The following is a 20,890-nucleotide window of genomic DNA, read 5'->3' on the forward strand; positions in this document are numbered from 1 at the left end:
GCCTATCAGGCAGAAGCCGACAAACGGGGGTAGGAAGAGCCTCATCGCGAAGCGGCGGGTTGCTCCCGGGAACACCCCGCCACCCTTTCAGTCGTCGGCCAAGCCGGCGCCGAGCATTCCCTGGACCTCGTCGATCGGGGTCCCGGTCGCTCCTTGGGTCAGGACACGGGCATCGCCCAGGTCGACCAGCGTCGGTGCCTTGTCGGTATCGCGTTCCATGACGTTCTCCTTGGTATGCCGCGATCATTCGCGACCTTGGGAGAATGTGCCGGCCGGTTGGATATACGAACTTTATACGGAGTTGATATTTCGAATGTCAGCAATTTGATCGTCCGTAACTAGCCCGTAAAGATTGCGGTTCACGGCATGTACGATTGCCCTAGTTTGATTTCGGCCAATCTTGTGGCGCGACTAGGGCCGCTATTGCCCTCCCCGCGTCATCACATTTTTCCATCAATCGATCGTTTCGAAAATGTATTTGGGAGCATATCTTTGGAGAAGCGAGCCAATTGGTTGGCTGGCAAAGCGTGTTCCGGTCAAGGCCGGTTCCGGGCCTTCCATTTTAAGAAGGGTCAATCGGACGCTGTCGACCAAACCAGGTCATTTAAATTAGCTATCGCGAATGTCTGCACCTGACAGAAGCTGCCTTACGGACGTCCCAAAGCGAATGCGAGCTTTGCACTCCATTGTGATCTTTTACCGCGGCACTCCATGAGTCCAAAAGCTACCGTACGCTGACCCGGCAACGGTGGCTCTGGCGAACTCGCGCGATTGACGTGGGATAAAGGATGGCCGCGCTCCGCAAGCGCCGCAATCAGCTCGCCATTGCAGCCGCGGGTGACTTCAAAGGCGACACAAGCATCATGGTCGAGCGTGTCGAGCCAGGCAGCGACGGCATCGGCGATCTGCCCAAACCGGCCTGATGGCAGCTCGCAGATGGCGATGAAGGCGCGAGAGATCGCAGTCGATGACGGCTTGCGGCATAGCTAAGGCTCCAGTCGATGTCGTGAGGAATAGGCAGTCCCAAGCAAATCTTCAGGGTTGTCGACCAATGTAAAAGCGACCCTTGCTTCCTATCGGACTCCGAACCCTTGAGGAGGACAGGCTCTCTTCCGCAACCATCTGATGCCGGCTTCGCATTAGGCAGGGGACGATAACGAAACTCATTCAAGATTGACTCAGGCCTTATGAATGAACTGATGCAGCGAAATCGCATTATTTATAACGATCTCGATCGCCGAAATATAGGAATCCCAATCCCCGTGCGATGATAGCGCATTTAGTGCATAGTGCATTCCATGCGCATTTAGCGCAAATGCAGGGCCAAGAGGTATCGAGGGGACGCTTACCTCTCTACAAAGTGAAAATCCTGCATGCAGGAGTGACCTAGCAAGCCTTCCATTACCATCCATGAAAGGATGTGACATTATAATTTCGGCAAATGAGTATAATGGAACAAAAGCTAAATTGGTGGCGCGATTTCGGTACTCCAATACGCGCCCGATGGCCAATCGGGCATATGATGGTTCCGGAAACCGCACGGACCGATCTCGCCAATGACCAACACAAGTCGCGTTTCTATAGTCAATGTCCCTTCCTAAAAAGACTCGGACCAAGCTTCTGGCAACCGTCTCACTCAGGTTAAAATTTTTGAGGATGTCCCAATGCGAAAAAAGCATCACCTCAAAAGACGGGCTCAGGCATATCCTTCGGCACTTTGCGATCCAAACATCTGGATTATCGGGAGAAAATTCCCCCTCGCCCCCTAGTAGCATAAGTGAAGCTATAATTTCATTGCCCACAGCATCCGTAAGATGACAACAGCTTGACGCGAAAGTGTAATATAAATTTGCGAGCCGCTGAATCCGATCAAGCGGAAGTTCAGCGTCACGGGGCGGCGGCGGGCATTTCCAAAGTGGGGGTGCTTGTTTAACTGTTTCCATCGCCCATGACCTTATCCGCTCTGTCAGACAAACCTGGTGAACGGTGAAAAGGGGCGGTATAATGCGGGAACTGAATTTGCAAGAATGCGGCTTGGTATCCGGCGGTCAGTATCAAGACTCCGGGTACCAGGACTCCGGAACAGGCTATGTTGCATCTGGAAGCGATGGCGACGCCGGCAACAGTGGCCAAGGCACTGGAGGGAGCCAAGGTGCGTCAGCAAGCCAAGACGCGGGTGGCCTTTATACGCATGGGACTATCGGTGACATCAAGAGGTTCGCGATGGAGTTGGCCGGAGACCAGCTCTCGCAATTCTTCTCGAGTTTGCAAGATGCCGCACCCCGTGTGGGCCCAAACTCTCAAGACAGCGGATTTGACCACGACAACCCAGAAAATACGGGCCCCATTGACCCGGCATTTGCAGATTTCATCTCGGAGTACGGGAACCCGTCATCATTGGACAGAATGCCGGAGTCTCACTACTGGGATTTCTTGACGCAAGGAATCGATCCCGAATTTCAGGCGACGGCTATCGGTCCTAATGAAATAAAAGCGAATTACTCTGCGGGTCAGGTGATCGTATCAGGTGACCAGGGTCTTGCTGACGGGGGCTTTGACGGAAAAACTGCGCACTTCAACGTAAATGGCCTTGATTTGATTGGTACATTTCACGCTGACGGAAAGTATCATAGCGGGTCCATCGATCCCGATACCGGCAAGCTCGATGTCGTCGTCACAGCCCCAAGTGGAGCGCTTACCCATTGGACGTTTGATGTCGACCCCAGCCACGCCCCTGGAGATCCCTATTCAAACATCCTTTCCAATGGAGTTGCGTCATCCGGCGAGAGTGGAAGTAGCGATAATAGTTTTCCAAACTCATATTCTCGTAGGGAGTCGCTCGCGCCATATCTAGATAAGCCTCACATGAAAGAAGGTGAGACGCGACATCTCACAGACGGAGAAAAGGCTGCACTGAGAGATTTTTATGGTGACAAGCTCACTGATGCCCAGATGAATAGCGTCATCATAAAATCTGGCGGTGCGTATGGCGACGCTTCCGCAACAACGTGGAGCAAGAATAACATAAGCTTTAATACGAAAACGGCCATAACCGATTACTCAACGGATAATTCTACAATGGCGCTACTAATCCATGAATTCACGCACGTGATTCAATGGAACGAGGGCTATAGTTTGTTTCGGTTTGGCAAAGATGAAGTAGCCGGCGCGTTTTCTGACGCATACTCCTATAACGAGCAAACATTCAACGACCTACTTCTTGGAAAAATCAACTTTAAGGATTTAAATGTTGAAACTCAGGCGGCACTGAAAGAAGATGCGTTTAGGGCAGAGCATGGCCTGCCCACCTTGGGCAACTACGGATTTGATCCAGGTGTACCTGCCTATAGAGAAGTCCAATTGACATATGATCCATCGCATTGATGTGCCCGATGTCTATCAACACGTGGTGATATTTTATGGCCGTGTTTGCCCTGGTAATAGTTATTCCGATAATGATTTTATCCGTTATAGCTTTATTAATTTTCATCAAGTTTAGACTATACAGATTAATGGCGATCCCAGGATTCGCAATTTTGGTATGCGCTTATGTTTGGATATGGACTTATTTTAGTAATTCTAGGTGAGTCATTCATAAGGTTGCTTGCTTAACTATTGCATCGTTTTCACAACATGGGCAATTTTTTGATGGATTGGGGCTCTCTCTGGTATTGTTCTAGAGAGAGTTCCTCTTGCGGTGCATAATCTGTGCAGGCGCCCGCAGTAAGCGCTTGCGCCGTTGTTGATTGTAGATTGCCGGCATTTCGACCTGCAATTTAGGCGAATTCCTATCAAATACCGTTCAGTTCTACTGCCATGTTTGCTATAGAACTCAACGTATGAGGGTGCGCGTAAGTCGCTATTGTAAAGCTGGCATTTTAGGGCGGACCAAGCTTCAACAAGCCGCGATGTTAGTTAGACTTTCTGAGATAGAGGCGATGTATCAAAATTATGCAGACCTCTTTAGAGAGGAAGCGCTCCAAGCACGTGGGATTCGCTTGGAAGGCGAGGTTCTGCTGTCGAGACCACTTCGCGCGCACACGATTATCGGCCTGTTGACGTGTAGTGTCACCGCATTAGCCGTATGGGTTGGAGCCGGGCATTATGCCCGCACCGAGACCGCGCGGGGCGTTTTGGCGACTGATGCCGAAACTTCAAAAATCGTGGCACCGCATCCAGGCATCGTAACGCGCATGGCTGTAACGGATGGGCAGCACGTCCGGCAGGGCGCAGTGCTCGCAACAATTCTTGTCGAACAGCGAGATGCCGATGGCAACAGGGTAACCGAGGACAGTCTTAGTGTTCTGCGGGCTCAGCGGAGCTTGGGGGCGCGGCAGCTAGCCGCGCTGCATACCAGTGGCGACAGTGAACGGTTGGGACTGGCCGCAACGATCGCAAGCGCGGAATCTCAGTACGCCAATGTCCAAGGCCAGGTGGCTGTCGAGCAGGCGGCGTTAAAATCCCTCGAGGATGCTTTTGAGCGATACAAGCCGATCGCAGCCAAAGGCTTCATTTCGCAAAGTCAGATGGACGTTCGTCAGCAACAGATATTCAGTGCGCGCCAACAGCTCGCTCAGCTTCGTCAGCAGCTGATCGCGCTCGATAGTAGCCGTTCCGAAGCCACGGCGCGACTTCACAAATCAGTGGCAGATGAAGAAGAGCAGGCGACCAACGCCCGCTCGTCCTTGGAAGGTTTGCGCGCTGAACAGTCCCGATTAAAGGCACAGCAAGCCTATGTGCTGACGGCGCCGATCGACGGTGTCGTTACAGCGCTACAAACCGGCCTGGGGCGCGCGGTCGACGGATCCATGCCGGTTATGACGATCGTACCTTATAATGTTGCCGTTCATGCCGACCTATACGCGCCGAGCCGTGCGGTCGGCTTTCTAAAGGCTGGCGACGAGGTTCGCTTGCTTTATGACGCGTTTCCCTATCAGCGATTTGGCAGCTTCAAGGGTACAGTGCGTGGCGTGTCGCGCGTGGCGCTGGATCCTCGCCAAATAGATGCGCCATTTAAAATCGATGAGCCGGTGTATCGGATAAACGTCACGCTGGAGCATCAAAGGATCGCGGGCTATGGCGAACAGGTACGCTTGCAGCCCGGGATGACGCTATCGGCGAACATCATCCTTGAGCGCCGCAGCTTTCTCCAATGGCTTCTGGAGCCGCTCAACGCCGTTATGAAGCGTGACCGATAAATGGCGAGCATCCTCGACCTTCTTGATTTCGGAAGCCCGCGCAAGATACCGGTCGTCCGGCAGTCCGAGGCGAGCGAATGCGGGTTGGCCTGTCTCGCGATGGTGATGGCCTATCATGGTTTCGAAGCAGATATGCCTCTGCTGCGCCGGCAATTCGGAATGGGCTCGCGTGGGGCCACGCTCAAAACGCTGATGGACCTAGCGGATCGGCTTGGCCTGAGTGCACGTGCGCTCCGGGTCGATGTCGATGAGCTTGGCGATGTTCAAACGCCTGCCATTCTGCATTGGAGCCTGAACCATTTCGTCGTCCTGACCCGTGTCAGCAAGACGTGGAAAGGGCTACGCTTCTTCATCAATGATCCGGCGCGCGGTAGCCTGACGATTGGTGAAGGCGAATTTTCGCGGCAATTCTCGGGTGTCGCTCTCGAACTGGTTAAAACGGCGCGGTTCAAGCCGCAGCGCGCCAAATCGCCTTTGAAGATAGGTCAGCTCTGGTCGAGCCTTCGGGGTGCCGGCACCACCCTGGCGGGCGTGCTGATGTTATCCGCGATCCTTCAGCTCATTTCCCTGGTGATGCCATTCTATCTGCAACTCGGCATCGATACGGTCCTACCGACAAGCGACGATCAACTCCTCCAGATACTGGCCATCGGGTTCGCAGGCCTTGCTCTCATCAACATGCTGACGATCTGGTTACGCTCGATTGCACTCCTGAATACGACGAATGCGTTCTCGTTTCAGGTCGTCAACAACTTGTTCCGGCAATTGATGAGCCTGCCACTCGCTTGGTTCGAGAAGCGACATACTGGCGATGTGATAAGTCGGTTCGGCTCGATTCAGCCGATTACCGATTTCGTCAGTCAGGGGATGGTCTCGGCGGTAATCGACGGCATCATGGCGTCGATTACGCTTATGCTAATGTTTGCTTATTCACCGATACTAGCGGCATTGGCGCTGACGGCATGGGTTTTCTATGTCGCGATAAAACTCGGCTCTTTTGGAGCGATGAGAGGCGCAAATACAAGCTCGATTACGGCAAATGCTCGCGAAAACTCAGCCTTTATCGAAACCATGCGCGGCATTTCGACGATAAAATCCTTCGGGCAAGAGGTTTCGCGCCAGCGCGTTTGGCAAACATTAAAAGCAAATGCGGTGAATGCGAGTCTGAAGCTCGGCCGTATCACCGCGGGGTTCGACGCGATATCTGGATTTATCTTGGCGCTTGAGCGCGTATTATTCGTCTATCTCGCGATCAAAATGGCGATGAAAGGCACCTTCACAGTCGGTATGATCTTCGCCTTTCAGGCCTACAAGCAACAATTTCTGGATGCGGCTTCGCGGTTGGTCGACCAAGGCATCCGCTACCGATTGATCGACGTTCATCTGACCCGCATCGCCGATATCGCACTTTCGCGTCCCGAGCCGGCGGGGCTGCAACGTTCAAGTGACCGACTAATCCAAGGTGTGATTGAGCTGAGAAATGTGAGTTTCCGTTACGGCGTGGGCGATCCCTTTGTGTTGTCAAACATTAACCTTCGGATCGAAGCTAGAGAGATGGTCGCGTTTGTGGGCCCATCAGGCGGTGGTAAAACGACACTGCTTAAGATCATGATGGGGTTACTGGAGCCAACCGCCGGCGTCGTGCTGGTCGATGGGCAGCCGCTTGAGCGGGTCGGCCTACGTGCATGGCGCTCCACAATCGGCTCCGTGCTTCAGGACGACCAGCTCTTTGCGGGCTCCTTAGCGGAGAATATTGCGTTTTTTGAGCCTGAAATCGATATGGATAGGGTCCGGGAAGTTTGTCGCCGAGCCGCAGTGATTGACGAGATTGACGCAATGCCGCTGGGCCTTGAAACACTGGTGGGGGACATGGGATCGTCCTTGTCCGGCGGTCAGCGGCAACGCGTGATGCTCGCACGGGCGCTCTATGCGCGACCCGTTGTGCTCTTTATGGATGAGGGGACTGCCAACCTCGATCCTGCTAAGGAGGCGGAAGTTGTTGAGGCGGTGCGTGTGACATCGGTCACCCGTCTCATCATCGCACATCGACCATTGGCAATCCAGGCCGCGTCGCGCGTCTTCTTGGTTAGCGACGGACGTTTGATGCAGGTAGAGGCGAGGCCAAATTTAGGTCTCGCGAAGCCACAGTCCGAAAGCGTAGCGTGAGGCACACCGCCTTCGGCTGGCTCGTACTTGACTACGGCTATCTGAGGGCGTCAAATAAAACGTGCTCAGAAGGACGTTAGCGGCGTTTGCTGGGGCGGTTTCGGAGTCTTTTGAGTGTTTGAGGATTCATACAGGGGAGAGGTTCTGACTTAGGTTCTGTGCCGGGTCAGGGCGCTGGCATGGATGCCCCAAGTGTTGTCACGGATTTTCGAGAGCGAGGGCGTGGCGGTCGATGGTGGAATGTCGCACCGTGCTGCGGCATCACGGTTATTTCTGCCGTTAAGTTGCGCGAAGTACTTCTGGACACCAGCGATAACTGCCTATCCTGGCGCCCGGATATGTCGGCTCTTTGTCTAAACCGGACGTTTGGCGATCTCGGCAGGAATGACGGGTTTGTCCCAAATCTCGCCGTGTCAGCATCGGGAACGGCCTGGGCCTTCGAACCCGATTTAGAACATGAATGAATGGCAGGAGTTCGGGAGTGGGGAGGCGGTCTGAACGGCCGAGTTTGGGTCAACCAACCCATGATATGCGGGATGATTACATGCTGATCGCTTTTTTAAATCCCGTTCGCCAGTCTTTGTCCAAGCCCAGCCGAAATCAGGCGAGCCGAAGGGCATCATTAGGAGATATCTGACAGTCGATTGAGGATAGGAATTGCGGCCTTCAGGTGTTCGCGCTCATCCAGAGACAGCAATCTGCGGATTGCTTCCTCGATATGGACGGTGCGTTTCGACCTTCCTTGGAAAAGGGCCAGCCGCCCCTCGGATGTAATCGACACGAGCCTGCTGCGGCGGTCGGCGGGATCGGCAAGCTGGCGCACCGACCCTTCCGCCTCGAGCCCTGCGACCACGAGGCGCATCGTCTGGTGAGTGACGCCTCGTCGGTCAGCCAGAGCGGCGACGTTCATCGAGCCAAGGCTATCGAGAAGATCAAGTGTCTCGGATTGCGCTGACTTCACTGTACCCGTTCGCTGTCGTACGACACGGACAAACGCGCTTATGCTTTGCCGTAGATCCTCGGCCAGTTCAGCCGCATCGTCCGACGCCTCGCCAGCATCACCCATCTGACGGCTCGTCCCGTTGCAGACTCGCAAGCGCGGTCGGGAGTGTATTGATGCCCCAGTGTTCAGCATAGCGGCCGTCCTCGATCCGAACGATGTCAATCACGTCGATCCGAATGGGTTTTCCGGTAGGCTCCACGCCAACGAGGGTGCCATGGTGGGTCCCCGATATGGTTTTACGTGTTGTGACCTTGTCGCCCTCCGCGATCTGATCATGAATGGTGACGGTGAGGCCTGCGATCGCAGGGCGAAGAACCCGATCGAAGGTGTCCCACATACTTTCGCCATCCGAAGGGGCGCCGGGCGGCGCCGATCGATTGATGAACGTCGGCGACATCAAGTCGTCGAAAGCTTCCCGATCACCTCGTTCGATGACATCTCGATTGAAACGGCGAACCACCGCTTTCGCATCGGTGATGGACATAGCTCCTCCTCAGCTCAAGGATATACAGCATAACTGTATATGGGGCTGGATATGAATAGCGTCAACCTGCAGCCCGATGCTAGTCATTGGGCCAGCGTTTCCCCACTGATCGAGTCAGCTGAACCAGTGTCCGATCTCGATTGGCGCTGAATGGCAGAGGAATGACTGGATATGGTCGTCGCCGTCTTCGAGTTGGATTCTCCGGATCAATCGTCATGTGCGTCCAATAGCATGCGCAGCTTTTCAGCATCTTTTGGCGTGGCAGGATTGTAGACTATCATCCCTAGCTCCGGCCGGCCTTCCACAGCGAATGACGAATAATCCATCGCGAGCAGTCCCGCATTGGGGTGACGGATTCGCTTCACCCCTTCGCCATGAGCGACCACGTTGTTGTCCTGCCACAGTGCAACGAACTCGGGGCTGACCGCGCTGAGGTCCCCTACCAGCCTCGCGACTTCGGCGCAGGTGCTTGCATTTACCCGCGCGACGTCCGCGCGAAAGGCGCCCACGACGAAGCGGGCGATGCTTTCCCAATCTTCGTTCCGGCTGCGGACATGGTTGTTGCCGAACATCAGGCGGAGTATGTTACGATCTTCGCGCGGCAGCTTGGAATAGTCGGTCAGGAGAACCGTCGCTGCGCGGTTCCAGCCAACCACATCCCACATCGCCGTCTTGATGATCGCCGGGCTCAGCACCATCCCGTCAAGCACGCGCTGCAGGCGCGGGGTTATGCCGTCGACCGGCTGATACCGGGCCTCGGGAAGCCGACCCAGGCCCAGCATGTACAGATGCTCGCGTTCCGGCTCGGTCAACATCAGGCCCTTGGCGATCCGGTCGAGAACGTCCGCGGATGGCGCACCGCCGCGCCCTTGCTCGAGCCAGGTGTACCATGTCGGACTAATGTTGGCCCGGCTCGCCACTTCCTCACGACGCAGACCGGGCGTGCGTCGCCTGCCGCCACCAAACCCGAATGCCGCCGGATCGAGGCGGGTGCGGCGATCACGCAGATAGGTGCCGAGCTGGTTGGGAGCTTCGCTGGCCATCATCGATCCTGTTGCAGCTTATACCACCATAAGGTCACTACTTTAACAGGGTTCCGCGAACAGCGATACGTCGCTCCGACAGCAAGGAGATAGCTCATGCGGGTATTCCTAACCGGCGCGTCCGGCTTCATCGGTTCGCATATCATTCCCGAATTGCTCGACCGCGGCCATCAGGTGCTCGGTCTCACGCGATCCGACGCGGGCGCACGACAGCTTGAAGCGGTTGGTGCCGACGTCCATCGCGGTGATCTCGACAGGCCCGAGACGCTCGCGCGTGGCGTCGCGGCGGCCGATGCGGTGATTCACTGCGCATTCGACCATGATTTCGCAAACTTCGTCGAGAACACCAGAAAGGACCAACGCAACATTGCGGCCATGGGAGAGGCGCTTGAGGGAACGGGAAAGCCGATCCTGATCACCTCGGGGGTCGGCATCGGCACGCCGCTGAATGGCGGGCCAGCGACGGAAGACGTGCTGAACCCGCGCCACGCCAATCCGCGCATCGCGACGGAACTCGCGGGCGCGGCACTGCTGGCGCAACGCATCGACGTGCGCACTATTCGATTGCCCCAAGTGCACGACACTACCAGGGCCGGACTGATCACGCCGCTGATCGCCGAAGCACGGCGGGCGGGAGCGGTAGCGTATGTCGGCGAAGGGCAGGCGCGCTGGTCCGCCGCGCACGTCAGCGACGTGGCGAAGCTATATGTGCTTGCCCTCGAAAACGGCGAGCCGGGCGCACGTTACCATGCCTCGGCGGAGGAGGGCGTCACGGCGCGTGCCATCGCCGAGGCGATCGGCAGGGGCAGCGGGCTATCGGTGTGCTCGGTCGCGGCGGATGAGGTCGATCAATATTTCGGGTGGATGGCACCGTTCGCAAACCTCGAAATGACGGCGTCGAACGCCTGGACGCGCGCCCGACTCGGGTGGGAGCCGACCGGCCCCGATCTCCTCACCGACCTTGCCGCAATGGACTATTCAGCGATCACCACCGCGTGATCTACTACAGTGGCACACTGGCGGATCGAACTGTTGTCGAGCGGGTGAGCTTGCATCAGGAAACCGAGCCGCGGATTGATGCTTAACCTCGAGCTATATGCGAGACGTCCATGCGCCTGATCGCCATCGAAGAACATGTCCTGCCACACACTGTTCGTGACGCCTGGGCGTCGGCGCCGCCCCCACACGACCCCGTATCTGCCATCGCAGACGGGGGCGTAACAGGAGAGCGTCTGGCGGACCTCGGAGAGGGTCGCTTGGCGTTGATGGACGAGCAGGGCATCGATGTCCAAGTGCTGTCCCTGACCACGCCCGGCCTTCATAATCTGGAACCTGGACCCGCAGTGGAAATGGCTCGGCGCGTCAACGATTTGATCGCCGATGCATGCGCGCGTCACCCCACACGCTTCCAGGGTTTCGCGGCTCTCCCGACATCCGATCCAGATGCCGCCCCCCGCGAGCTGGAGCGCGCGGTAAACGAGCTTGGGCTGAAGGGAGCGTTGCTCTGCGGACGCACACGTGATCGTCACCTCGACCATAGGGCGCTGCGACCGATGCTGGCGAAAGCAGCAGAACTGGGCGTTCCTCTATTCATCCATCCCCAAACGCCGGCACCGGAGGTGCGCGCGTCCAATTACGCCGGAATCAGCGACAGGGCGGATCTCGCGCTCGCCGCCTTTGGTCTTGGCTGGCACTATGAGGCAGGCCTGGAATGGATCAGACTGGCCGCGGCGGGTGTCTTCGACGAACTGCCGTCGTTGCAGATCATCCTTGGTCATTGGGGCGAAGTGGTGCTGTTCTACCTCGAGCGAACCTCGGCTGTGATGGGCCGGGCCCTTGAACTTGAGCGGTCGCTGTACGAATACGCACGCGGCAACCTTTACGTCACCGGCAGCGGCATGTGGAGCCAAGCCTATCTGCGGCAGTGCCTGGAGATCGTCGGCCCGGATCGTCTGCTGTTCTCGACCGACTTCCCATACCAGTACCGACCGGGCGGCGAGCCACGTCGCTTCCTTGAGACCGTCGACTTGGACGACCCAGCGCGCCGCGGTTTCGCCTTCGCAAATTGGGAGCGTCTGACGGGGGCAAATACGGCCTAGGCTCGACCCGGCACCGTTGGTCATGAGACCGCGGCCTCCGAAACGCCCGATGAACGAACGGCCACTTTAGGAGAAGCACCCGCGCGCTTAGAATGTCCATAATTGGGTCTGACGGTCACAGCAGATATCGACCAGCTAACGACATTCGATGATTCCCGACTAAACGGCGGCTTTTGCCAAGAGCTGCCGTTCAAGGCTTCGAGAACGCCCAGTCAGCTTCGCGCCCCAATCCCGGTCATTCATCGGCCCGGCAGTAAAGCTCGAAAGCAGCCATTCGTTCAGGCCGATCGCGATGGTGACCGACACGATGCGACCGGCCTGCCACATCTCATTCTTCCACGTGGTTTTGGTGCGGAACTGATCGGCAGCCTTGATCAATACATTGCCCGGAGATAGCCTGATCAGGCAATCGAGCCATTTCGGATCAAAATGTCGGCTCTGAACCGAGCTGATGAACTCTTACCTATTCGATCGGCAAGACGGCTGTGGTAAGCCGCCATTTTCGATGGATAGCGCGACCCCAGCAGGAGCCGAAGGCGAGGATGTACCGGAGGTGACTGCCTCCGCGCTGACAGTCGTGCCCGCTCGGGGAATCGAGATCGAACGCTGGGCCCTGCTCAACGACAGGCTGGCGGCATGCGACCCACAGGACCAAGACGCGCTCAGGGACGCGATCGCATGGGTTTACGAGGCCATCGCCGACACCCCGGAATGGGCTTTGCAGGACTTCGATACTTTTAGCGAGGCGATGGTGGCCAAAGATGCCATCGCCAGAGCCGACGAGGTCGCTCAGGGCACGGTCATGGTCGCTGAAGATAGCGACCTGACGGCGGCGCTACGCGATGCCGCTGTCCTCTTGCGTGCGCTCGAGTTGAATTTTTCCGAGTTTGGCAGATACATCGAAAGTGACATCGACGAAGAGCTTGAACGCCAGTGGCAGACGACGGATGGTCGGCATTACGTCATTCCGCGCTTGACGCCGCTGGCGTTGATCGACGGCAAGCCATTCCTGCGGCGCGCACTTCGCGATCACCGCGTCATTCCCACGAACGTCAAGGGTTTCGCCGTTCGGCTTCACCGGTCCACTACGGCCTTTGATGCCGCTCATGCGGATGAAGAGCGGGGTGTGGGAGGTCGTCGTTATGGTGCCGCTTTGTTCCCGGGCCTTTCGATCAAAAAGGTGGCGGCGGGAGACAAGCTCTTCCTCGTCGATGCCTTGACGGGCTTCGACGCGATAAAGATGGTCGATCTTCATCTCGACCAGGCCGAAGCATCACAGTGTCGGGCTTTGGTCTGGGGGGAGCTGACGATGCCCAAAGAACGTGTCGATCAGGTCAGTGACCGCATGAGCGGCATGGGCCGGCCAGCTTCTTCGTTGCAATATGTGATCGCTGGCAGCTGGCATCGAACGGTAGGCGGCAAGATGCGCAACGTCGCGCAGGTCCTCGACGGGTGCGGCCAGCCTCTCTTCGAGATCTACAAATGGGCCAAATTCAAGATCGACAGCGATGTGGAGGCGATCGAGGCGGGCCGGGAGGTCCATCTCCTCATTGCGGAGGACGAACTGGTACTCATCGCGATCTGTCGCGATTTCCTGCAGGAAACCGGCGACGTTCCCTATCGATACCTCAACGTTGACACAGCGATCGTTCCATCGATGACGGGCGCGCTGCCTGACGCGGCGACGATGACTGGCCATGCCGCGACGGCGAACACGTTGCGGGTCCGATACGGGACACGGACTCTCGTCGTTGCTCAGCCTGCCTATGCGGCAAAAGGTGCGGTCGGCGAGATTCTTGCTCTGCCGGAAAAGCCTTTGCGCGAGGGAAGCGTGGCCGTTCACGACGCGTTTTTCCTTTGCACGTTGGAAACGCTCTAGCTGCTACGCATATGGTGGTGTGTAGTGAAGTGTAGTGTATGGTACTCGAGAAGTGCCGAGGAGAATTGGAATGGTCGCCTTAATGCAGGGTCGTAGACTCGACTTCGCTGGCGTGCTCCCAAGCGCAGCACGCGCGGTCATCAGCGATACGCTTGCGGATGATCCGAGCGCTGGTCGCCGGGTCTATGCGGCGCTCGCGCACAAGGTCTGGACCCTGCTGATCGAGCGGCGTTTCGACGCTGAAATCCGCGACTGGCATGCGCTTCTCAACCAGTTCAAGGCGCATGTCCGCAAGGTGGATGCGGTATCGGCCGAGCGCGCCACCGCACTCGCCGATCTTCTGCGCGAGTCGATCAGCCTATCGGAGGCGAGCCCGGCTCGTGAGGTGGCCAAGCGACCCAATGCCCGGAGGATCCTTCAGACGCTGCACGAGGAGGGCGGCTTTGTTGCGCGACGTCGTCTTCTCGATACACTCGAGATGCGATCTTCGAACCTTTCCAATGTGCTGACCCAATTGGTCGCGCACAATCTCGTCGATCGCCGGGACAAGGGCAAGGAAGCCGAGTTCCGCCTGACAAGGTTCGGCAGCCAAGTGCTTCTGGGCGAGGATATCACGCTGGCCTTGCCGGTGTCGCAATCGCTAGCAGACGATCTGGCCAAGTTGGAGCGTCTTGTTATCAGCGTCAGCCTGGAATGGGAGTCGCAATGTTCCGCTCCTGGATCCTGGTGCCTTCCGAAATCCGCTGACCCGCTATTCGGCCCCGTTTCGATCAGCAATCTTTTTCTGCCAAACGATCATGCCGATACCGTGGAATGGCTCTCAGGCCGCCAGGCGCGTACACTTCCGACGCACCCGCAGACACTCGAGTTCATGCCGGCTCGAGCGCGAGCGGCGTTGACCGCATCGACCTGATGTCGCGCTGAGGCCCTATGGCATCCTCCATAACCGCCATCGGCCTGAAAGTCGCGGCACCTGCCGTGTTGGCAGGATACCGCGCATTTCAATATGAACTGGCACGGCGATCGGATGACCGCCAGTCAGTCGATCTCGCGGGCCTTGACGATGTGCTGGACGAGGCACTGGCCGTATTGGCGGGATCGGCCTTGACCTTGTGGGGGACGGTTCAGGTCGCGGCAAAGGGGTTGGTTGCACGGCCTGCGCTTTTTCAGCACTCGGTGCCGCGGGCTTGGATCGCGACCGAGGAGGCGCAGACGGCGCTCAAAATGGCGGCCAGCGCTGCGCTTCGCGGTGACGACGATGCTCCCCATGCCGAACGCGCATTCAAACAATATATGCTGTTTGCCCGTGATGATCCGGCGGCACCGGAGGTCGGAGCGGTATACGGCGAATCGCTGGACTTTTTGCTTCTCAGCTTGAGGCGTGCCTTCACGCCGGGCGACCGTGCGATATTGCAAGCGGTACATGGCCTGGGCGCGAAGTTGGAGGCTTGGCCCGAAAATACTGTCTTGATCGATGCGCACATCCACGAGCGGGTCGGCCGGTTGCGGGCCCAGCGTTTCTTCCGGTCGGCCAATAGCAGCGCCGATGCTGCGACTTTGATCGCAGAGTTGCTGGAGGGGCCGCTTCGTGGCGGGAGCGTGGACAGGCGCGCTTTTGCGCTCGCATGGTGTGCTCGCGTCTTGTCGTTTGCCGAACCCGGATTGGCGCAGGTCGCGATCGAGAAAGTGATCGCGCTGGGACGGTCCGAGCTTCTGGAGGCTAGAATCGCCCAGGCCTTCGTCGCGGCGGCGACTGACTTTGAAGCCGGGCTAAGATTGCTGGATGTCGATGAAAGCGGGACGGCGGCAACGGCGGTGTTTCAGATCTTGCGGCGGGGCCTGGGCACGCAGGCTGCGCTCGTCAGGGCACAGGAAGCCGGGATCGATATGTCTCACCTCGACAGCGATGGGCGCTATTCGCTGATCACCGCACTGATGGAGACGGGACAATGGGAACGCGCACTGGAGGCGACCCGGGCTCTTCAAATTGATGATTTCGAGGCCACGCCGGCGCTTTTGTGGATAACGGGAACCCTGCTTGTCGCAGTCCAGCTTCCCTCCGACCTCAAGTCGCTCGTGCTGCAGGATATACCTCAATATCCGCGCGCGCTCCCGCTCAGGGACGATGAGGCGTCGCGCGAACAGCGGCAGCTGGCCGGCACCTTCATGGAACGAGCCGCAGCGGCATGCGTGGATCTTGGTCTTTCACGTGAAGCGCAAGCGGCGACACGGTACAGCCTTTGGCTTCGCCTGCGCGATCCGCGCACGGCACCGGCGGCGCTCAAGGACCTGAAGCGCCGTATCGATATACCGGGAAGCGAACTCGTCTATCTTCCGCTCGCGCTCCCGTTCGACGTCGGGGTCGATCGTAGAAAGGCAGAGGAGCTCATCACGCGGCGCATAGCCAGGGGCCTTGGTGATGCCACTGACGTCGCGACAGCCACGCTCGCTTTGCTGCTTGATCATGCCCGTCACAATCCGAAGGAGGCTTTAGCCTTTCTCGACAGGAATCGTCTTTTTATCAGTGACTTCCTTGACCCCCTGAGCCTGACCAATCTAGAGGTCAGCATTCTGATCAGCGCAGGCCGGCATGGCGATGCGACGGCGCTGCTCGAGGCCGCGAGTGCCACTCTGCCTGCCGAGATGCATGCCGTTTTGCAAAGCGCGCTGGATCAGAGTGACTTCGAGCCCTCGCTCGAGGTGCTGGAGCAGCTTTACGCCGCCGAGCCGAAGACGGCACTGCTGGATCAATTGGTGCGCCGTTTTCGCGGACATGATTATGACCCGCGATTTCTCGTCTATGCTCGCCAATTACTGACCGAGCTGCCTACGCAAGACTCGGCGTTAGCGTGCCTTGCCTTCCTTGGCGATCACAACCGGGATGCCGAAGCCGCAGGGCTGATCGAGCTTCTGGGCAAGTTGGTCGACGAGAGCCCGCTGCTCGCTATACAGGCGGGCTGGGTCTACTTTAGGCTAGGCAATCTTCAACGTGCTGAAGTGATGCTGGCCAGCGTCGGGGACGGGGCGGTGGAAGAAGCGGCGAGGTCGCTGCGGTTCCATCTGCTGGTCTCGGGCGGCAATTGGGAGGCGATCGACGCCTTTCTCGAAGAGCAATGGCAGGCTCGCGCTACACGCTCGCCGCAGGAGCTCGCCAAGAGTGCGATGCTTGCGGCGCAGATACGGGCCAAACGTGTCGTCGATCTCGTGCGCGAGGCAGTGGCGCGAGCACCCGACGACGCGCAGGTGCTGGTCGCCGCCTATAGTGCGGCGACGACTGCGGGTCTCGAGGAAGCGATTCCCGAGGCGAGCCATTGGCTCATGCATGCAGCGGAGCTATCGGGCGAGGGAGGACCGATCGAGAAGCGATCGATTTCCGAATTGCTGGACAGCCGACCGGATTGGGAAGCCCGCGTTGACGAGGCGAACCGCGGCTGGGCCGAGGCACAATTGCCGCTGGTCGGCGTCGCGATGATGCTGACGAGGCCTTGGCTGGAGTTGCAGCTGAGCCCGATGATCCACAACGCGGAGGGCGCCGATCATCGCCGTCAAGCGGTCCCGCTGTTTAGCGGCAGGGTTCGGATCGATGACACCGAGCGCTTCACCGGTGGAAGGGTCGCGCTTGATCGTCACGCTATCGTGACGCTGGCCGCAACCGGCGTATTGAGCAGCGTCGTGGCGGCGTTGGACGACATTCTCGTACCCCACGACCTTTTCAGTGACCTTTTCGAACAGCGCCAACGGGTTGCCTTTCACCAGCCAAGCAAAGTTGCTTTTGCCCATCGACTTCTCGAATTGCTGGCGCGTGGACGGGTCAAAGCGTTTGAGGCAAGCGTCTTGGCCGATGTCGGCCTCGTCAGCCAAATAGGACAAAGCCTGGCGGCCCTGCTTTGCGAAGCTGCGGCGCAGGAAGGCGGCCAGCATCTGCTCGTCCATCCTTTCCCGATTACCCGTGTCGGCTCCTTGTTGTCCGAGCCTGTCGATCTTACGCGCTACGCATCGCATATCGTGAGCTGTTCGGCGGTGCTTGCAGCGTTGGACAGTGCCGGCCGTCTAAGCCAGGCAGAACGGAAACGCGCGGCCGACTATTTCGCGCTTCATGACGCCAGCTGGCCCGACGAACCCGCCATCACGCAAGGCGCCACATTGTATCTCAGCGACCTGTCGGTTGACTATTTTCGTTATACCGGTCTGATCGATAAGATCGCCTTCGCGGGATTTACGGTCGTCGTCGCTAGGACCGAGATCAACGAGGCTGAAGCACTCCGCGAAATGGAAGGCCAGAGCCGCGCGCTCGAGGAGGTCATCGACGAGGTACGCCGTGTGCTCGTCCCCGGGTTCGCGGCAGGTCGAATTCGTTTGGACGCGGCGCCTGTCGCAGGTGAGGGCGTTAGTACTTTTCCAGCCATCGTGACCAGCCTGGCTGCGGGAAGCGAGATACTGGTGAGTGATGATCGTGTCATCAATCGGCACACCAATTTCGAACTCCCGACCGGGCGCATACGGATCTTGACCTCGCTAGATCTGCTCGACCTCTTGGCGCGCAGTGAGCGCCTCGACGGGCAGGCAGTGTCGGAGGCGCGCTCGCGACTGCGACGAGGCGGTGTGACCTTCATCGGCACCTCGGCGGCCGAGCTTATCGCCCTGGTCGCCGAGGCGTCCGCGCAAGGCTTTCGCGAGACGGGGGAGCTCCGCGCAATCCGGGAGAATATCCGCATTGCGCAGAAGCGCGGCTGGTTCGATGCGCAAGTGGACATCGGATGGCTCACCATGATGCAGGGGGCCTTTGCCGATGCGATCGGTGCCCAGTGGAGCGAGGGGATCGAGGACGAAACAGCGCGAGCGGCGTCGCGCTGGCTTCTGTCCTGCTATCGGTCGCAAGATTGGGCACAAAGTGAGATGGGTGCTCCGTTGGAGGGCCTAGCTGTCAACGGCATGATGCTTGACCTCGTCAAGCTTGCCTCTCTTTATGGTCGGATAGAGGTGGGCGCGCGTGAGCGCTACGCCGCGTGGTTTCGCGAGGAAGCCTTCGATCCGATCCTGATATCCGAACCTCGCCTTGACGAGCCCTTCAAGCAGACCCTTCGCCATATGCTGGTTTCGATCGCAGATGAGGCTCGCGCCGAAACCCCGCAGGTCGATTTCCGTCAGGCGCTGGCGCTTGCACTGCGAACGCTGCCGGACTTTTTGCAGCTTCACATAGCGGATGACGATACTTTCCGGGTGCAGGCGGGCCAAACGATCGAAGCAACGGTCGAGATCGGCGAAGCCCAATTTTTGCGTAGTGTCTTTTATAAGGCCGCGGGCGCGGTCTACGCAAAACCCGACAAGAAGCGCGAGATCAGGGACCAGGAAGGCCGACGCTGGACGCTGGGCACGGACGGCGTACGTGGCGGCTGGTCGCTACTGCTCGTCCGGGGCGGCCACCGATACCGGACGCGTGGGATTATCGGCCTTCACCCGGACGCCGATGTGCGCGTGACGATGTTGGATGCGGCACTGGCCGACTTCGGCCATACCCCGTCAGCGCTCGCATTATGGCGCGAACGGCTTGAGCATACTCGTCTCGATGTGCAGGCGCTAGACGCGCTGGACCGAGATGTGCGCGCGCTGCCGGGCGCTGTTGAGGGCTCGATACGAGAAAGTCTTGCGGCCAATGAAGCCAGTATCGCCCTGCTGGTGCCGCCGACACGGGCCTATTGGGAGGCGCTTGTGGGTGCGGGCGAGGCATCTCATCTTGACGACTATCTGGCAAACGTCGGGCCTAGGCAAATTGCCAGGATCCGCGCCGATGCCATTGATGCGGACAAGATGCTGCTGTTGCTCGCCGCCCATTCCGCGGTGCTGGGTGATGGCCGATTCGGCACGCGAACGTTGCAGGAATGGTGCGCGCTCGGCGAATGGGCGTCGAGCGCGGGAGATCCTTTGGCCAAGGTCGGTTTCATCGAACTGGCGCTGCCCCACGCTTCGGACGACGAGGCGCTTGAGACACTGATCATTGCGCTTGTCGACGAGATCGAAGCGATCGATGCGGACGACGAGACCAGCAGCCTGCATCTCCTGTCTAGTCTGGCCATGTTTGTTGATGGGGAGCTCAGTCGCCTGGGGCTTTTGGCGGCCTGGCCGCCATTCCGACGTAGGCACGCCTCGTTGGCGCAAGCCGCCTTGATCTCGCGCGTGGTCGACGGAGAGGTCGACACGGCTCATTTCGCCCGTTTTTGTACCCGCGAGCGTGGCTGGCGCTATTTCGCGCAGAATCTCGTCGATATGCAGCGGGAGCCTTATTGGCGCCCCGATCTCATCGCCACCTCGCAGCTGCGTCATGAGATGATCGGACGCATCGTGAATGCGGCGGGTGGCGTTGGCGAAGTGTTGAGCGAGCGGCTCAGGCGACGCCTGTTGGCCGATCATGAAAGTTTGCGGGCGCGGATGACCTTCCCGCAAATATTCTGGCCGGGTCCGCTGGAGGGGGGGAACCGTCTGCCCGCTCTGCCGGATGATTTGTGCAACCAGCTTGATCAGGCGCTCGCACAAGAGACGCCGACCCTTGAGATGTTGACGTTGCTCGTCAACGCCGCGGCCATGTTCACTATTCCTGCGGATCTTGCCGAGCGTGCCTCAGCACGGATCTGCAGCGCCGGCTTCAGCCTCCTGGCCTTGATACCGGCAGAAACACTTTATGGACATTTGACCGGGTTGGCGCTTGTCGCCGCGTCCCACCGTCTCGAAGCGTTGGCCGATGCGGTTCGGTTGCTGGCGCGGCTCCATCGGCATCAAGTAGCATGGCCGGTGGCGGAGGAAGTGCAGCTTGCGCTCTACGCCGCCGCATCGCGCACGGATACGTCAGAGTGGCGCGCATATCTTGGGCATTGGCTCGCCGAGGTGTCGGCGAGCAGCGACGATAGCGCGTTTGCCGAGCAGCTACTCGATTGGATCGAGGCCTTGAACGAGATTGACCCCGTGCTACGCACCCGAACGGCTAGTACGGTGGCCGCGATCCGTCTGTTGCTTGATCGGTAGG

General features: G+C 58.6%; 14 protein-coding genes. 9 read left to right on the forward strand and 5 right to left on the reverse strand.

Annotated elements, in window-relative coordinates; translation table 11 throughout:
- Positions 1-87 precede the first annotated feature (87 nt).
- Entirely contained in the window at positions 88-219 is a 132-nt protein-coding gene (locus OXQ33_RS01890) for a benenodin family lasso peptide (protein ID WP_267432944.1), read from the reverse strand.
- Between the two features lie 569 nt (positions 220-788).
- On the opposite strand from OXQ33_RS01890, the gene OXQ33_RS01895 reads away from it, so the two are divergent.
- The 4 genes from OXQ33_RS01895 to OXQ33_RS01910 all read left to right on the forward strand — a co-directional run bounded on the left by OXQ33_RS01895 (position 789) and on the right by OXQ33_RS01910 (position 7,364).
- Complete coding sequence (locus OXQ33_RS01895) at positions 789-923, forward strand: hypothetical protein (protein WP_267432946.1); 135 nt, start codon at positions 789-791, stop codon at positions 921-923.
- A 1,081-nt stretch (positions 924-2,004) separates the two neighbouring features.
- Entirely contained in the window at positions 2,005-3,384 is a 1,380-nt protein-coding gene (locus OXQ33_RS01900) for a hypothetical protein (RefSeq protein ID WP_267432947.1), read from the forward strand.
- 455 nt (positions 3,385-3,839) lie between these two features.
- On the forward strand, positions 3,840-5,198 hold the full coding sequence (locus OXQ33_RS01905) for an HlyD family efflux transporter periplasmic adaptor subunit (RefSeq protein ID WP_267432949.1): 1,359 nt from the start codon (positions 3,840-3,842) through the stop codon (positions 5,196-5,198).
- Positions 5,199-7,364 (forward strand): peptidase domain-containing ABC transporter, encoded by a 2,166-nt coding sequence (locus OXQ33_RS01910; protein WP_267432950.1) that lies wholly within the window; start codon positions 5,199-5,201, stop codon positions 7,362-7,364.
- A gap of 622 nt (positions 7,365-7,986) precedes the next feature.
- Here the strand turns inward: OXQ33_RS01910 and OXQ33_RS01915 are convergent.
- From OXQ33_RS01915 to OXQ33_RS01925, 3 genes are all read right to left on the reverse strand, one after another.
- A complete protein-coding gene (locus tag OXQ33_RS01915; protein ID WP_267432951.1) occupies positions 7,987-8,430 on the reverse strand; it encodes a MarR family transcriptional regulator in 444 nt (147 codons plus the stop codon).
- Positions 8,423-8,851 (reverse strand): ester cyclase, encoded by a 429-nt coding sequence (locus OXQ33_RS01920; RefSeq protein ID WP_267432953.1) that lies wholly within the window; start codon positions 8,849-8,851, stop codon positions 8,423-8,425. The genes OXQ33_RS01915 and OXQ33_RS01920 overlap by 8 nt, the downstream gene beginning before the upstream one ends.
- A 206-nt stretch (positions 8,852-9,057) precedes the next feature.
- Complete coding sequence (locus tag OXQ33_RS01925; protein WP_267433056.1) at positions 9,058-9,894, reverse strand: helix-turn-helix transcriptional regulator; 837 nt, start codon at positions 9,892-9,894, stop codon at positions 9,058-9,060.
- Positions 9,895-9,990: 96 nt separating this feature from the next.
- Between OXQ33_RS01925 and OXQ33_RS01930 the strand changes: the two genes are divergently transcribed.
- Positions 9,991-10,893, forward strand: a complete 903-nt coding sequence (locus tag OXQ33_RS01930; RefSeq protein WP_267432954.1) for an SDR family oxidoreductase — start codon at positions 9,991-9,993, stop codon at positions 10,891-10,893.
- Positions 10,894-11,003: 110 nt separating this feature from the next.
- Positions 11,004-11,993, forward strand: a complete 990-nt coding sequence (locus OXQ33_RS01935) for an amidohydrolase family protein (RefSeq protein ID WP_267432955.1) — start codon at positions 11,004-11,006, stop codon at positions 11,991-11,993.
- 159 nt (positions 11,994-12,152) lie between these two features.
- Here the strand turns inward: OXQ33_RS01935 and OXQ33_RS01940 are convergent, their stop codons facing one another.
- Complete coding sequence (locus OXQ33_RS01940) at positions 12,153-12,371, reverse strand: hypothetical protein (protein WP_267432956.1); 219 nt, start codon at positions 12,369-12,371, stop codon at positions 12,153-12,155.
- Between the two features lie 127 nt (positions 12,372-12,498).
- Between OXQ33_RS01940 and OXQ33_RS01945 the strand changes: the two genes are divergently transcribed.
- From OXQ33_RS01945 to OXQ33_RS01955, 3 genes are all read left to right on the forward strand, one after another.
- Positions 12,499-13,872: a hypothetical protein gene (locus OXQ33_RS01945; RefSeq protein WP_267432957.1), complete on the forward strand. Its 1,374-nt coding sequence runs from the start codon at positions 12,499-12,501 to the stop codon at positions 13,870-13,872.
- 70 nt (positions 13,873-13,942) lie between these two features.
- On the forward strand, positions 13,943-14,785 hold the full coding sequence (locus OXQ33_RS01950; RefSeq protein WP_267432958.1) for a hypothetical protein: 843 nt from the start codon (positions 13,943-13,945) through the stop codon (positions 14,783-14,785).
- A 17-nt stretch (positions 14,786-14,802) separates the two neighbouring features.
- Positions 14,803-20,889 carry a hypothetical protein gene (locus tag OXQ33_RS01955; protein ID WP_267432959.1) on the forward strand — a complete coding sequence of 2,029 codons (6,087 nt, stop codon included), beginning with the start codon at positions 14,803-14,805 and terminating at the stop codon, positions 20,887-20,889.
- The last annotated feature ends 1 nt before the right edge of the window (position 20,890 follow it).

The organism is Sphingomonas sp. GM_Shp_1, assembly GCF_026540895.1.
In the GTDB taxonomy this organism is placed as follows: domain Bacteria; phylum Pseudomonadota; class Alphaproteobacteria; order Sphingomonadales; family Sphingomonadaceae; genus Sphingomonas.

Coding starts and splice junctions, on each gene's coding strand:
- OXQ33_RS01935 (WP_267432955.1), top strand. CDS start 11,004: ATGCGCCTGATCGCCATCGAAGAACATGTCCTGCCACACACTGTTCGT.
- OXQ33_RS01890 (WP_267432944.1), bottom strand. CDS start 219: ATGGAACGCGATACCGACAAGGCACCGACGCTGGTCGACCTGGGCGAT.
- OXQ33_RS01930 (WP_267432954.1), top strand. CDS start 9,991: ATGCGGGTATTCCTAACCGGCGCGTCCGGCTTCATCGGTTCGCATATC.
- OXQ33_RS01900 (WP_267432947.1), top strand. CDS start 2,005: ATGCGGGAACTGAATTTGCAAGAATGCGGCTTGGTATCCGGCGGTCAG.
- OXQ33_RS01955 (WP_267432959.1), top strand. CDS start 14,803: ATGGCATCCTCCATAACCGCCATCGGCCTGAAAGTCGCGGCACCTGCC.
- OXQ33_RS01910 (WP_267432950.1), top strand. CDS start 5,199: ATGGCGAGCATCCTCGACCTTCTTGATTTCGGAAGCCCGCGCAAGATA.
- OXQ33_RS01915 (WP_267432951.1), bottom strand. CDS start 8,430: ATGGGTGATGCTGGCGAGGCGTCGGACGATGCGGCTGAACTGGCCGAG.
- OXQ33_RS01945 (WP_267432957.1), top strand. CDS start 12,499: ATGGATAGCGCGACCCCAGCAGGAGCCGAAGGCGAGGATGTACCGGAG.
- OXQ33_RS01920 (WP_267432953.1), bottom strand. CDS start 8,851: ATGTCCATCACCGATGCGAAAGCGGTGGTTCGCCGTTTCAATCGAGAT.
- OXQ33_RS01950 (WP_267432958.1), top strand. CDS start 13,943: ATGGTCGCCTTAATGCAGGGTCGTAGACTCGACTTCGCTGGCGTGCTC.
- OXQ33_RS01925 (WP_267433056.1), bottom strand. CDS start 9,894: ATGGCCAGCGAAGCTCCCAACCAGCTCGGCACCTATCTGCGTGATCGC.
- OXQ33_RS01895 (WP_267432946.1), top strand. CDS start 789: ATGGCCGCGCTCCGCAAGCGCCGCAATCAGCTCGCCATTGCAGCCGCG.
- OXQ33_RS01905 (WP_267432949.1), top strand. CDS start 3,840: ATGAGGGTGCGCGTAAGTCGCTATTGTAAAGCTGGCATTTTAGGGCGG.